The sequence below is a fragment of the Pseudomonas arsenicoxydans genome, assembly GCF_900103875.1.
In the GTDB taxonomy this organism is placed as follows: Bacteria; Pseudomonadota; Gammaproteobacteria; order Pseudomonadales; family Pseudomonadaceae; genus Aquipseudomonas; species Aquipseudomonas arsenicoxydans.
This window is the reverse complement of sequence record NZ_LT629705.1, coordinates 1,556,072-1,571,066: the sequence shown is the minus strand read 5'-3', so window position 1 is coordinate 1,571,066 and position 14,995 is coordinate 1,556,072. Positions and strand designations below refer to the sequence as shown.

The following is a 14,995-nucleotide window of genomic DNA, read 5'->3' as shown; positions in this document are numbered from 1 at the left end:
TTTCGAGCGTTTTGTGATGTCGTTTTTCCGCTAACTACGTGTAGGAAAAACCTGTAGGCAGCGACGAATTGTCGCAGATCTTATTCTTTGTTGATTGAACGTTCAATCAAAACAAAATAGACTGGCCTTCAACCCGATAGACGTTTTACGTCTGCCGGAAGGCCTAAGGAGATGTGCAAGATGCCCAAGGTCGGTATGCAACCCATCCGTCGCCAGCAGTTGATCGAAGCCACATTGCAGGCCGTCGATCAGGTCGGAATGGGGGACGCCAGCATTGCGCTGATCGCCCGTTTGGCCGGTGTCTCGAATGGCATCATCAGTCACTATTTTCAGGACAAGAACGGCCTGATCGCGGCCACCGCGCAGTACCTGATGAGTGTCCTCAGCGAGAACGTCACCGCGCGCCGTCAGGCGCTGGCAGATGACAGCCCACGGGCTCATCTGCAGGTGATTATCGAAGGCAACTTCGACGCCAGCCAGGTCAATGGCCCGGCAATGAAAACCTGGCTGGCCTTCTGGGCCACCAGCATGCACCACCCGTCTTTGCACAGGTTGCAGCGGATCAACGATCACCGTCTGTATTCCAACCTGTGCTGCCAGTTCCGCCGCGTATTGCCGCTCGATGACGCGCGCAGTGCAGCCCGGGGCCTGGCAGCCCTCATTGACGGTTTGTGGTTGCGCGGCGCGCTGTCGGGAGATGCTTTCGACACCGAGCAGGCGCACCGGATCGCTTACGAATACATGGATTTCCAACTGGCCAAGCAGGTGAGTTAGAGCACACATAACCGCTCAACCCCTGAACGCTACCGATGATGATGCCAACTGCTTGACGGCACGCCCGGTGGTTAACGCCAACCACTTATGCACTTGCGAGGACTTTATGGCCCGTTTCGAACTGCAAAAACTCTACATCGATGGCGGCTACAGTGACGCCAGCAGCGACGCCACCTTCGAAGCCATCAACCCGGCTAACGGTGAAGTCCTCGCAATCGTTCAGCGTGCGACCAAGGCAGACGTCGAGCGCGCAGTGGTCAGCGCCGAAAAGGGCCAGAAAATCTGGGCTGCGATGACCGCCATGGAGCGTTCGCGCATCCTGCGTCGTGCCGTCGACATCCTGCGCGAGCGCAACGATGAACTGGCCGCCCTGGAAACCCTGGACACCGGTAAATCGTTCTCCGAAACCAAGTATGTCGACATCGTTACCGGTGCCGACGTGCTGGAATACTACGCAGGCCTGGTGCCCGCCATCGAAGGCGAGCAGATCCCGCTGCGCACCACTTCGTTCGTCTACACCCGTCGCGAGCCGCTGGGCGTCGTCGCTGGTATCGGCGCGTGGAACTACCCGATCCAGATCGCCCTGTGGAAATCCGCTCCTGCCCTGGCGGCCGGTAACGCGATGATCTTCAAGCCAAGCGAAGTCACCTCGCTGACCACGCTGAAACTGGCCGAGATCTACACCGAAGCAGGCCTTCCCGCTGGCGTGTTCAACGTTCTGACCGGCAGCGGCCGTGAAGTCGGCACCTGGCTGACCGAGCACCCACGCATCGAAAAAATCTCCTTCACCGGCGGCACCGACACCGGCAAGAAGGTCATGGCCAGCGCTTCTGCCTCGTCGCTGAAAGACGTGACCATGGAACTGGGCGGCAAATCCCCGCTGATCATTTTCGACGACGCCGACCTCGACCGCGCCGCCGACACCGCGATGATGGCCAACTTCTACAGCTCGGGCCAGGTCTGCACCAACGGCACTCGCGTGTTCGTACCGACTCACCTGAAAGCTGCGTTCGAAGCCAAGATCGCTGAGCGCGTTGCGCGCATCCGCATCGGCAACCCGGAAGACGAGAACACCAACTTCGGTCCTCTGGTCAGCTTCGCCCACATGGAAAGCGTGCTGGGCTACATCGCCAAAGGTAAGGAAGAAGGCGCTCGCGTGCTGTGCGGCGGCGGTCGTCTGACCGAAGGCGAATTCGCCAAGGGCGCATTCGTGGCACCGACCGTGTTCACCGACTGCACCGACGAGATGACCATCGTTCGCGAAGAAATCTTCGGCCCGGTGATGGCGATCCTGACTTACGAAACAGAAGAAGAAGTGATCCGTCGTGCCAACGACACCGACTTCGGCCTCGCCGCCGGTATCGTCACCAAGGACCTGAACCGCGCCCACCGCGTGATTCATCAACTGGAAGCGGGTATCTGCTGGATCAACGCCTGGGGCGAATCCGACGCGAAGATGCCGGTCGGTGGCTACAAACAGTCGGGCGTGGGCCGTGAAAACGGGATCAGCTCTCTCAACAACTTCACGCGCATCAAGTCCGTGCAAGTCGAACTGGGTGAGTACGTTTCGGTATTTTGATTAGCTGATCCAGCTACAAGCGGCAAGCTTCAAGCTGCAAGTAAAAGCAGTTTGGTTTGCCGCACTACCCGATTTCAAAGACACCGCTCGCTGCTTTTCCTTGCAGCTTGAAGCTTGTGGCTTGCAGCTCCCCCAGGAGAACACATGACTACAGAATACGACTACATCATCATAGGGGCCGGTTCTGCGGGTAACACCCTTGCCACCCGTCTGACTGAAGACGAAGGCGTCACCGTCCTGCTGCTCGAAGCAGGCGGCCCGGACTACCGTTTAGACTTCCGTACGCAAATGCCGGCCGCCCTGGCGTTCCCGCTGCAAGGCCGTCGCTACAACTGGGCCTACGAAACCGATCCAGAGCCACACATGGACGGTCGCCGGATGGAATGCGGTCGCGGCAAGGGCCTGGGTGGTTCTTCGCTGATCAACGGCATGTGCTACATCCGCGGCAACGCGATGGACTACGACAACTGGTCGAAACTGCCAGGCTTGGAAGACTGGGCGTACCTCGACTGCCTGCCGTATTTCCGCAAGGCTGAAACCCGTGACATCGGCCCGAACGAGTACCACGGTGGCGACGGCCCGGTCAGCGTGACCACGCCTAAAGCCGGCAACAACCCGCTGTTCCACGCGATGGTTGAAGCAGGCGTGCAGGCCGGTTACCCGCGCACCGAAGACCTCAACGGTTACCAGCAGGAAGGTTTCGGCCCGATGGACCGCACCGTGACGCCGAACGGTCGTCGCGCCAGCACCGCTCGCGGCTATCTGGACATCGCCAAAAAGCGTTCGACCCTGACCATCGTCACCCACGCCCTGACTGACAAGATCCTGTTCGAAGGCAAGCGTGCCGTCGGCGTGCGTTATTTGATCGGTGCCGCTGAAGAGCGTGTTGAAGCCCGCGCCCGCAAAGAAGTGCTGCTGTGCTCCGGCGCCATCGCGTCACCGCAGATCCTGCAACGCTCCGGTGTCGGCCCGGCCGATCTGCTGAAAAAACTCGACATCCCGGTGGTCCACGACCTGCCGGGCGTCGGCGAAAACCTGCAGGATCACCTCGAGCTGTACCTGCAATACGCCTGCACCCAACCGGTCTCGCTGTACCCGTCGCTGCTCTGGTACAACCAGCCAGCCATCGGTGCCGAGTGGCTGTTCAACGGCACCGGCATCGGCGCCAGCAACCAGTTCGAAGCCGGCGGTTTCATCCGCACCCGTCCGGAATTCGATTGGCCGAACATTCAGTACCACTTCCTGCCGGTCGCGATTAACTACAACGGCAGCAACGGCGTGAAAGAACACGGCTTCCAGGCGCACATGGGTTCCATGCGTTCGCCGAGCCGGGGTCGCATCCAGGCCAAGTCCAAGGATCCGCGCGAGTACCCGAGCATCCTGTTCAACTACATGGCCACCGAGCAGGACTGGCAGGAATTCCGCGACGGCATCCGCCTGACCCGTGAAATCATGCAACAGCCTGCACTGGATGCATTCCGTGGCCGCGAAATCAGCCCGGGCATCGACGTGCAAACCGATGAGCAGCTCGACAAGTTCATCCGCGAACACGCCGAAACCGCGTTCCACCCGTCCTGCTCGTGCAAGATGGGCACCGACGAAATGGCCGTGGTCGATGGCGAAGGTCGTGTGCATGGCATGCAAGCCCTGCGCGTGGTCGATGCTTCGATCATGCCGATCATCACCACCGGCAACCTGAACGCGCCAACGATCATGATCGCCGAGAAAATCGCCGACAAGATCCGTGGTCGCAAGCCATTGCCGCGTAGCAACGCTGCTTACTTCGTGGCCGGCGATGCGCCAGTGCGTGGCAAGCCAATGCGTGATGTGAGCCCGACTGCGCAGTAAGACTGCTACACCGCATCACGGCTAATCGCGGGCAAGCCCGCTCCCACAGGTTTTCGGTTGGATTGCAGATATGTGATCAAACCTAATCCCTGTGGGAGCGGGCTCGCCCGCGATGGGTCCTACCAGACAACACATCCCTAGCTGACACACCGACGTAATCCTTTCCTACACCGCTCCACCCTTGATATCGCTCCCCGCACAGGCCTAATCTAGCGCCACGCAAACGTTTCACCCCCCCTTCGCAACACCGCTACACCGCCACTCCATACCAAGGAGGTTCCCGAATGTTCGATTTCCACCCCCAGCTCAAGCAGCGTTTTGCTGCCTTGCGCACGGGCGCTGAATTCTTTTCGCTGCGTTATGTGCGCGAATCCGGCCAGTACCTGTCGGTGCGCAAGAATGTCGCCGAACCTCCGAGCCTGAGCCGTGACGAAGGCGCCATGCTGACCGTGCGCGTCAACGGTGTCGAAGCCTACGCCGCGACCAACGACCTGTCGCAACAAGGCCTGCAAGCCGCTCTGGAGAAGGCCGAACAACAAGCGCGACGCCTCAAGCCCCACGCCTTGCTGGACTTGCGCGAACAAGCCGTTTCCAGCGACCGCGCCGATTATTTCTCGCCGAACCTCGACCAGCCCTTCCCGTCCCTGAGCGATTGCTACCAATTGCTCGGCGCCGAATCCGCGTCCGTGCCCAAGGACGAGCGACTGGTGAACTGGCAGGTGAGCATCGGCATCACCCACGTCGAGCAGATCTACCTCAACAGCGCCGGCGCCGAACTGCGTCAGGCGCAACGATTCGTCTACCCGGGCCTGGATGTCACCGCCTACGACGGCAGCGACAGCCAGACCCGAAGCCTTGGCCGCGAGAACTTCGGCCAGCAAGGCAGCGCTGATGTGATCAGCCGTTGCGGGCTGATCGGTGCCGGCCCGAAAGTCGCCGACCAGGCGTTGCAATTACTGCTGGCACCCAACACGCCGCAAGGTCCGCGCGACCTGCTGCTGATGCCCGACCAGATGATGCTGCAGATCCACGAATCCATCGGCCATCCGCTGGAGCTGGACCGCATCCTCGGTGATGAACGCAATTACGCCGGCACCAGTTTCGTCAAGGCAGACGATTTCGGCCGCCTGCAATACGGCTCGAAACTGCTCAACGTCACCTTCGATCCGGACATTCCCGAACAGCTCGCCAGCTACGGCCATGACGACGACGGCACCGCCGCGAGCAAACAGTTTCTGATCAAGGAAGGCTTGCTGCTGCGACCATTGGGCGGCGCGCTTTCGCAGTTCCGTGCCGGCATGGACGGCGTTGCCAACAGCCGCGCCTGCGGGTGGAATCGCCCGCCCATCGACCGCATGGCCAACCTGAACATCGAGCCCGGCGATCAACCACTGGAGCAACTGATCGGCAACATCGAGCACGGCATCATGATGTCGACCAATCGCTCATGGTCGATCGACGATGCACGCAATAAATTCCAGTTCGGTTGCGAATGGGCGCAGTTGATCGAAAACGGCGAGCTCAAAGGCGTGGTGAAGAACCCGAACTATCGGGCGATTTCCGCGCAATTCTGGAAGAGTCTCAGCGCCGTCGGCGACGCCAGCACCTTCAAGGTCCTGGGCACGCCGAACTGCGGCAAGGGTGAACCGAACCAGGTGATCCGCGTCGGTCACGCCTCGCCGGCCTGTGTGTTCAGCAACGTTGATGTGTTTGGGGGAGACGCCTGATGAGTACGTCCAACAATCAGGCCGCTTCGTTCAAGGCCTTGGTGACCTGGCTGCGCGATGCGATTCGCGAGCCGGAGCAATTCACCCTCAGCTACGCCGCCGAGTCCTCGGCTTTCGTGCGCTTCAACCACGCCAAGGTGCGTCAGGCCGGGCAGGTGCAGCAAGCGAGCGTCGGTTTCAAACTGATCAACGAAGGCCGGCATGCCGACCTCCACATCACACTGGCTGGCGACGCGGAAGTCGACCGCCAGCGTCTGGCCGAAGGGCTGCAACAGTTACGCGAAACACTGCCGCTGCTGCCGCAGGATCCGTACCTGTTGCTCAATCACAACGGCTGGCAGAGCAAGAACGTGCAGGAGCGTGCGCTGCCGGACACCGAACAAGTGGTCTCTGAAATCACCCAGGCTGCCGAAGGGCTGGACCTGGTGGGTTTCTATGCCGCCGGGCCGATCAGTCGTGGCTTCGCCAGTTCGGCGGGCGCATTCGGCTGGCATCAGGCCAACAGCTTCAACTTTGACTTCAGCCTGTTCCATGACAATGGCCAAGCGGTGAAAGCCAGCTACGCCGGGCATGACTGGAGCAGCGAAGGCTTTGCCAGGCGCTTTGCGCAGGCGCGCGAACAGTTGGCGTTTCTGGGCAGGCCGCAACGCACCCTCGCACCCGGTCAATACCGCGCCTACCTGGCGCCGGCTGCTCTGGGAGAAATCATGGACATGCTCGGCTGGGGCGGTTTCTCGGCGCAGTCGATTGCCAGCAAACACAGTCCGCTGCAGAAACTCTACGCGGGCGACAGTTCGTTCAGCCCGCTGGTGTCGGTCGATGAAAAGGTCAGCGGTTCGCTGAGCCCGGCGTTTTCGGGCGAAGGTTATCCGCGCAGCGATCTTGGCTTGATTGTCGAAGGCAAGGCTGGCGCGCAGATGGTCAATTCACGCAGCGCGGCCGAGTACGGCCTGACGGCCAATGGCGCCGGTGGCGGTGAAATGCCGAGTGCACTGAACATGGCGGCCGGCACATTGCCTGACGCCGAGATTCTCAAGCAGCTGGGCACCGGGCTGTACATCAGCAATCTCTGGTATCTGAACTACTCGGATCAACCGGCGGCGCGCCTGACCGGCATGACGCGTTTTGCGACCTTCTGGGTCGAGAACGGCGAGATCCAGGCTCCGGTGAGCACGATGCGCTTTGATGACAGTGCCTACAGCTTGCTCGGTTCGCACCTTGAAGCGTTGACCGAAGAGCGCGAACTGTTGCTGTCGGCCAGTACGTACAGCCAGCGCGCCACAGCTTCGGCGTTGTTGCCGGGAGCATTGATCAGCAAGCTGACGTTGACCCTGTAAAAAAATTCGCGGGCAAGCCCGCTCCCACAGGTTCCGGGTTGGAATGCAAATTTGTGATCCGCCCAAGGCCATTGTGGGAGCGGGCTTGCCCGCGATGAAGTGACCACGGATTACCTGATTCACACTCCAAAGAGGTCCCATGCCCAACCGCCCACCTCTCGACGCTGTCACCGCCCGCTGGGTGCCGTGGGTCGTCGCCATCGCTTTCTTCATGCAATCCCTCGACGGGACCATTCTCAACACTGCCCTGCCCGCCATGGCTCGCGATCTGGCCGAGGATCCGCTGCGCATGCAAGGCGTGATCATCGCCTACATGCTCACCGTCGCCTTGCTGATCCCCGCTTCCGGCTGGATCGCTGACCGTTTCGGCACCAAGAAAATCTTCTTCGGCGCCATCCTGCTGTTCAGCCTCGGCTCGCTGCTCTGCGCATTGTCGAGCACCTTGAGCATGCTCATTGGCGCCCGGGTGATTCAGGGTCTGGGCGGTGCGCTGATGCTGCCGGTCGGGCGGCTGGTGGTCCTGCGCGCCTATCCGCGTTCAGAGCTCGTGCGGATCATGGGTTTCATCACTATTCCCGGACTGCTCGGCCCGTTGATCGGCCCGACCATGGGCGGCTGGATGGTGGAATACCTGACCTGGCACTGGATCTTCCTGATCAACCTGCCGGTGGGCGCCGTCGGCTGCTATGCCGTGTGGAAATTCATCCCTGACCTGCGCGGCACTGAACGCACGCGTTTCGACAGCCTGGGCTTTTTACTGTTTGGCGCGGCGATGGTGCTGATCACCATCGCCATGGAAGGCCTGGGTGAACTGCACCTGCCGCACTTGCGCGTGATGTTGCTGCTATTCGGCGGCATGGCGTGCCTGGCGGCGTATTGGCTACGGGCCGGGCACACCGAGAATCCGCTGTTCGCGCCGTCACTGTTCAAGACCCGGACTTTTGCCGTGGGCATCCTCGGCAATCTGTTCGCCCGCCTGGGCAGCGGCGCGTTGCCGTTTCTCGTGCCGTTGTTGCTGCAAGTGGCGCTGGGTTATTCGCCGTCCCAAGCGGGGATGAGCATGCTGCCGCTGGCTGCTGCGGCGATGGTCGCCAAGTCGGTGGCGCGACCGCTGATCGAACGCTTGGGCTATCGTATCGTGCTGACCGGCAACACCTTGGCACTGGGGCTGATGCTGGCGAGCATGGGCCTGGTCAGCGAGCAGACGCCGTATTGGTTATTGCTGGGGATGCTGGCCATTCTTGGTGCGATCAACTCGTTGCAGTTCACCGCGATGAACACCGTGACCCTGATCGACCTCGACGATGCCAGCGCCAGCAGCGGCAATAGTCTGCTGTCGGTGGTCGCGCAATTGTCCCTGAGCCTGGGGGTTGCCTGCGCCGGTGCGCTGCTCGGTGGCTTCACCGCAGAAATCGGCAACGATGGCGTCGACACGGTGCTGGGCGCCTTCCAGCTGACCTTTGTGACCGTCGGAATCATGGCAATGCTGGCCGCCACGATCTTCTCGCAACTGTCGAGAGAAGACGGACGGCGCGTCAAACGTCCAGAGGAGCACATCGAACCTTAGTTTCTGGACGAGAAGTGCCTGCGCTCGACCATGCTGCGTTGAAAACAGACTCGAAATGCTCATTGGCTAAAGCCAACTCCGCTTTCTCGTCTATTTTCGCCTTGCCTGATCATCGCTCGGCGACTTCTCGTCCGGAAACTACGGGCCAATGGCCACGGGACTGATACACTGCGCGACATTTTGTTTTGCAGGCCAGTCCCGTGACCACCATCGCCACCGCTTTTAATACTTTGCCGCTGTCCGCCGCCATGCTGGCTAACCTCGACTCGCTCGGTTATACCCAGATGACGCCGATCCAGGCGCAAAGCTTGCCGGTGATCCTCAAGGGGATGGATCTGATCGCCCAGGCCAAGACCGGCAGCGGCAAGACCGCCGCCTTCGGTATCGGTCTGCTGAACCCGATCAATCCGCGCTTCTTCGGTTGCCAGGCACTGGTCATCTGCCCAACGCGTGAGCTGGCCGACCAGGTCGCCAAGGAAATCCGTCGTCTGGCCCGTTCCGAAGACAACATCAAGGTCCTGACCCTATGCGGCGGCGTGTCGTTCGGCCCGCAGATCGGTTCGCTTGAGCACGGCGCGCACATCATCGTCGGCACCCCGGGCCGGATCCAGCAACACCTGCGCAAGGGTTCGCTGGTGCTCCATGGCCTGAACACGCTGATCCTCGACGAAGCCGACCGCATGCTCGACATGGGCTTCTACGATTCCATCGAAGAAATCATCGCCCAGTGCCCGGAACGCCGCCAGACCCTGCTGTTCTCCGCCACTTACCCGGTGGGCATCAAGCAGCTGGCGTCGAAGTTCATGCGCAACCCGCAGCAAGTGAAGGCCGAGGCGTTCCACGACGACACGCAGATCGAGCAGCGCTTCTACGAGATCTCCCCGGATGAGCGCATGGACGCCGTGGTCAAAGTCCTCGCACATCACCGTCCGGCCTCCTGCGTCGCGTTCTGCTTCACCAAGCAGCAGGTTCAGGAAACCGTCGATCATCTGACCTCCAAAGGCATCTCTGCCGTCGGCCTGCATGGCGATCTGGAACAGCGTGACCGTGACCAGGTATTGGCCATGTTCGCCAACCGCAGCACCTCGGTACTGGTTGCCACCGACGTCGCCGCCCGCGGCCTCGACATCGATGCGCTGGACATGGTGATCAACGTCGAACTGGCCCGTGATTCGGAAATCCACATTCACCGCGTCGGCCGTACCGGTCGCGCTGGCGAGAAAGGCATTGCGATCAGCCTGGTCGCGCCGTCCGAAGCGCACCGCGCCCAGGCCATCGAGCAACTGCAGAAGTCGCCGTTGAGCTGGGATCAGCTGGACAACCTCAAATCCCAGGGCGGCGCACCGCTGCTGCCGGTGATGAGCACGCTGGTGATTGGCGCGGGCCGTAAAGACAAAGTGCGTCCGGGCGACATTCTGGGTGCATTGACGGGCGATGCCGGCATTCCGGGCGCCCAGGTCGGCAAGATCGCGATTTTCGATTTCCAGGCCTATGTAGCCGTGGAACGCGGGATCGCCAAGCAGGCCTTGCAGCGCCTGAATGATGGCAAGATCAAAGGCCGTTCGCTGCGCGTTCGCATCCTGTAAAAACAGCGCCCCCCCCTGTAGGAGCTGTCGAGTGAAACGAGGCTGCGATCTTTTGATCTTGTTTTAAAAAAGATCAAAATCAAAAGATCGCAGCCTCGTTTCACTCGACAGCTCCTACAGGTTTTTCTATTTCGAGGACACCGTTTTGCGCTCTACCGAAGTCGTGATCATTGGCGCTGGCGCCGCAGGGTTGATGTGCGCGCTGACCGCCGCCGGGCGTGGGCGCAAGGTGTTGTTGCTCGACCATGCGAACAAGGCCGGCAAGAAAATCCTGATGTCGGGCGGTGGCCGCTGCAATTTCACCAACATGTACACCGAACCGGGCAATTTTCTCTCGCAGAACGAGCATTTCTGTAAATCCGCACTGGCGCGCTACACCCAGTGGGATTTCATCGGCATGGTCGCCAAACACGGCGTGCCGTACCACGAGAAAAAACTCGGCCAACTGTTCTGCGATAACAAATCCAGCGACATCCTCGAGATGCTGCTCAGCGAGTGCGATCAGGTCGGCGTGAGCTTGCACCTGGACACCTCGATCCAGACCATCGAGAAGCTCGAAAGCGGTTATCTGCTGGACACCACGCTAGGCCAGATCACCTGTGAATCGTTGGTCATCGCCACGGGCGGGCTGTCGATCCCGACGCTGGGCGCGACCGGTTTCGGTTATCAGGTGGCCAAGCAGTTCGGCCACGATCTGCTGCCGACCCGCGCCGGCCTGGTGCCGTTCACCATCACCGATCAGTTGAAAGAGCTGTGTACTGAATTGTCCGGCACATCGGTGGATTGCCTGGTCAGCTGCAACGACCAGAGCTTTCGCGAGAACATCCTGTTCACCCACCGCGGCCTTAGTGGCCCGGCGATTTTGCAGATTTCCTCGTTCTGGGAATCCGGCGACACGGTCGAAATCAACCTGATGCCGGACCACGACGTGCCGATCTGGCTGCAACAGCAGCAAGTCGAACGCCCGAACAGCGAGTTGAAGACCTTGCTCGGTGAAATCTTCACCAAGAAGATGGCCAACCTGCTGGCGGACAACTGGTTCGTTTCCAAACCGATGAAGCAATACACCCATGCGGAAATTGCCGACATCGCCGAAAAACTGGCGAGCTGGAAAGTAGTGCCGGCCGGCACAGAAGGCTATCGCACGGCAGAAGTGACCCTAGGTGGCGTGGATACTCGCGAAGTCTCGTCCAAGACCATGGAATCGCTGAAAAGCCCGGGTCTGTATTTCATCGGCGAAGTGCTCGACGTCACCGGGCACCTGGGCGGGTTCAACTTCCAATGGGCCTGGGCCTCGGGTTACGCCGCCGCGCAATACGTCTAACCCACACCGCCCTGTAGGAGCTGTCGAGAGAAACGAGGCTGCGATCTTTTGATCTTGTTTTTAAAAAATTAAGGTCAAAAGATCGCAGCCTCGTTTCACTCGACAGCTCCTACACCGGCATGTGTTTCCCAGGGAAGGAACAGATTTTGCTGTCAGATGTGATCGGCGCCATTGCGTCGGCGTCATTACTGGCTCAATTTAGCGTCATTGCCTCGGAAGGCCTTCGCACTTCATGTCATCGACCCCTTTTAATCAGTCTCTGCGCCGCCTCTGGGCGTTGGATAAATTCAGCTACAGCGTGCGGGTGTTCATCGCACTGACCGGCAGCATGGCTGTCTGTTGGTATCAGGATGAAATGGGGCTGCTGATTCCGTTGTTCCTGGGGATCATCGCCAGCGCCCTGGCCGAGACCGACGACAGTTGGCAGGGCCGCCTCAACGCGCTGGCCGTGACGTTGGTATGTTTCAGCGTTGCTGCCTTCTCCGTCGAATTGCTGTTCCCCTACCCGATCGTTTTCGTCATCGCCCTGGCGCTGGCCAGTTTCGGCCTGACCATGCTCGGCGCCCTCGGCGAACGCTATGGCGCGATTGCCTCGGCAACGTTGATTCTGTCGGTCTACACCATGATCGGCGTGGACCAACGCGGCGGCGCGGTCACCGATTTCTGGCACGAGCCGGTGCTGCTGGTGGCCGGTGCGGCCTGGTACGGTTTGCTGTCGGTGCTGTGGCAGGCGCTGTTCTCCAATCAGCCGGTGCAGCAAAGCCTGGCGCGATTGTTCCGCGAACTGGGCTATTACCTGAAGCTCAAGTCTTCACTGTTCGAGCCGATCCGGCAGCTGGACGTGGAGGCGCGTCGACTGGAACTGGCCCAGCAAAACGGTCGGGTGGTGGCGGCGCTCAACGCTGCCAAGGAAATCATCCTGCATCGGGTCGGCAATGGTCGGCCGGGATCTAAGGTCAGCCGCTACCTCAAGCTGTATTTCCTCGCTCAAGACATCCATGAGCGCGCCAGCTCCTCTCACTATCCTTACAACGCGCTGGCCGAGGCGTTCTTCCACAGCGACGTGCTGTTCCGCTGTCAGCGCCTGCTGCGCCAGCAAGGCAAAGCCTGCCGCGCCCTGGCCGAATCGATCCAGATGCGCCAGCCCTTCGTTTATGACGCCAGCTTCGCCGAAGCCCTGAGCGATCTGCACGCCTCGCTCGAACACCTGCGCATCCAGAGCAACCCGGCCTGGCGGGGGCTGTTGCGTTCATTGCGCGCGCTGGCCGCCAACCTTGGCACCCTCGACCGTTTGCTCAGCGATGCCAGCAACCCCGATTCCTTGGCCGACGCCACCGACAGCAGCCTGCTCGACCGTTCGCCGCGCAACCTCAAGGATGTGTGGATTCGCTTGCGCACGCAGCTGACGCCGACGTCGCTGCTGTTTCGTCACGCACTGCGCCTGCCCCTGGCCTTGAGCATCGGCTACGGCATGGTGCATTTGATTCACCCGTCACAGGGTTACTGGATCATCCTCACCACGCTATTTGTCTGTCAGCCGAACTATGGCGCGACCCGGCGCAAACTCGGGCAGCGGATCATCGGCACGGCGATTGGTCTGACCGTGGCCTGGGCCCTGTTCGATCTGTTCCCGAACCCGTTGATTCAGTCGTGCTTCGCGATTGCCGCCGGGGTGGTGTTCTTTATCAACCGCACCACCCGCTACACCCTGGCCACGGCCGCGATCACCCTGATGGTGCTGTTCTGCTTCAACCAGGTCGGGGACGGTTACGGGCTGTTCCTGCCGCGACTGTTCGACACCTTGCTCGGCAGCCTGATCGCCGGGCTCGCGGTGTTCCTGTTCCTTCCGGACTGGCAGGGCCGACGCCTGAACAAAGTGCTGGCCAACACCCTGACCTGCAACAGCATTTACCTGCGCCAGATCATGCAGCAATACGCCGCCGGCAAGAGCGATGACCTGGCGTATCGCCTGGCCCGACGCAACGCGCACAACGCAGATGCGGCGCTGTCGACGACGCTGGCGAACATGTTGATGGAACCGGGGCATTTTCGTAAGGAGGCGGATGTCGGGTTTCGCTTCCTGGTGCTGTCGCACACGTTGCTCAGTTATTTGTCGGGCTTGGGTGCGCACCGCGAAACCCAACTGCCGGCGGATGTACGCGAGCACCTGATCGACGGTGCAGGCGTGAGCCTGGCCGCCAGCATCGACGAGATCGCCCAGGGCCTGACCAACAAACTACCGATAGCGATTCAGAGTGATGCGGAAGAGGCGCTGGCCAATGAACTGGAACAGATGCCGGATGAAATCGATGAAGGCCAGCGACTGGTGCAGACGCAGTTGGCGCTAATCTGCCGACAGCTGGGGCCATTGCGCACATTGGCGGCGCACCTGATCAAGGACACCAGCGAAGCCTGAGATCTCACATCCCATGCTGCTTCATCAGCCGCGCATAACTCCCATCCGCCTTCATCTCGGCAATCTCACGGTCGAAACTGGCGACAATCTGCTCATGCTGAGGATTCTTCAGGCTGACCAGTATGTGCAGGCTATTCTCGCTCAATGGCTTGGGCAGGAACTCCACGGCATTGCGCACTTTGGTTGATTCCCGAGCCAGGTAATAACGGGCGACGTATTCGTCTTCCAGCGTCAACTTGACCCGGTCCGCCGCCACCATGCGCACGGCCATCGCGAAGTTATGCACCGGGACTTTCTGCAGCGACACGTCTTCATCGAATTCCGGCGAGTAGGCATAACCACGCACCACCGCAATCGGATAGGTGTGCAGTTGCTGCAGGTTGTTGAACTCGATCGGTGCATCCTTGCGCTTTAGAAAGCGCACACGGTTGAGCAGGTACTCTCCCGAAAACTGGCCCAGCTTGGTGCGTTCATCGGTGTACCAGGCGTTGACCAGCACGTCGTAACGTCCTTCACCGACGCCCAGCAAAGCTCGCGCCCATGGCACCTGCTCAAAATCACTGGCATAGCCGGCCCGGGCCAGCGCAGTGCTGACGATGTCCGTGGCCAAGCCGCCGTTGACCAGCGTGGCGTCGGTAAAGGGTGGCCAGGCGTCGGCCACCAGGCGCAATTTTTCCGCCGCTGCGCTCTGTGCCAGCAACAGCAATCCGATCAAAGCAAACGCTCGATGCAATCGCGGCATGCTTGAAAATCCTTAGCGGGCGGATTGCCCGGCGTATTTTTCAGCCAAACTCCAAGATCCATGTACCGACAAGCCAGGTACTCTACGTTAGCTCA

Annotated in this window: 10 protein-coding genes; 9 read left to right on the top strand and 1 reads right to left on the bottom strand. The window is 60.6% G+C overall.

Annotation, left to right across the window (positions count from 1 at the left end; all coding sequences use genetic code 11):
* The first annotated feature begins 180 nt into the window (after positions 1-180).
* From betI to yccS, 9 genes are all read left to right on the top strand, one after another.
* The gene (betI, locus tag BLQ41_RS07115) at positions 181-774 is read left to right on the top strand and encodes a transcriptional regulator BetI (RefSeq protein WP_090178809.1); all 594 of its coding nucleotides are present in this window, start codon (positions 181-183) and stop codon (positions 772-774) included.
* Between the two features lie 106 nt (positions 775-880).
* On the top strand, positions 881-2,353 hold the full coding sequence (gene betB / locus BLQ41_RS07110; protein WP_090178806.1) for a betaine-aldehyde dehydrogenase: 1,473 nt from the start codon (positions 881-883) through the stop codon (positions 2,351-2,353).
* A 144-nt stretch (positions 2,354-2,497) separates the two neighbouring features.
* Positions 2,498-4,201 (top strand): choline dehydrogenase, encoded by a 1,704-nt coding sequence (betA, locus tag BLQ41_RS07105; protein ID WP_090178804.1) that lies wholly within the window; start codon positions 2,498-2,500, stop codon positions 4,199-4,201.
* A 284-nt stretch (positions 4,202-4,485) separates the two neighbouring features.
* Positions 4,486-5,928, top strand: a complete 1,443-nt coding sequence (locus BLQ41_RS07100) for a TldD/PmbA family protein (RefSeq protein WP_090178801.1) — start codon at positions 4,486-4,488, stop codon at positions 5,926-5,928.
* Positions 5,928-7,265, top strand: coding sequence for a TldD/PmbA family protein (locus BLQ41_RS07095; protein ID WP_090178798.1), 1,338 nt, complete (start codon positions 5,928-5,930; stop codon positions 7,263-7,265). The genes BLQ41_RS07100 and BLQ41_RS07095 overlap by 1 nt, the downstream gene beginning before the upstream one ends.
* Positions 7,266-7,404: 139 nt before the next feature.
* Entirely contained in the window at positions 7,405-8,832 is a 1,428-nt protein-coding gene (gene mdtD / locus BLQ41_RS07090) for a multidrug transporter subunit MdtD (RefSeq protein WP_090178795.1), read from the top strand.
* Between the two features lie 248 nt (positions 8,833-9,080).
* Positions 9,081-10,418, top strand: coding sequence for an ATP-dependent RNA helicase DbpA (gene dbpA, locus BLQ41_RS07085; protein ID WP_231997110.1), 1,338 nt, complete (start codon positions 9,081-9,083; stop codon positions 10,416-10,418).
* A 145-nt stretch (positions 10,419-10,563) separates the two neighbouring features.
* Complete coding sequence (locus BLQ41_RS07080; RefSeq protein WP_090178788.1) at positions 10,564-11,742, top strand: BaiN/RdsA family NAD(P)/FAD-dependent oxidoreductase; 1,179 nt, start codon at positions 10,564-10,566, stop codon at positions 11,740-11,742.
* Between the two features lie 232 nt (positions 11,743-11,974).
* Entirely contained in the window at positions 11,975-14,158 is a 2,184-nt protein-coding gene (yccS, locus tag BLQ41_RS07075) for a YccS family putative transporter (protein ID WP_090178784.1), read from the top strand.
* A gap of 4 nt (positions 14,159-14,162) precedes the next feature.
* Here the strand turns inward: yccS and BLQ41_RS07070 are convergent, their stop codons facing one another.
* Positions 14,163-14,900, bottom strand: coding sequence for a substrate-binding periplasmic protein (locus tag BLQ41_RS07070; protein ID WP_090178781.1), 738 nt, complete (start codon positions 14,898-14,900; stop codon positions 14,163-14,165).
* Positions 14,901-14,995 lie beyond the last annotated feature (95 nt).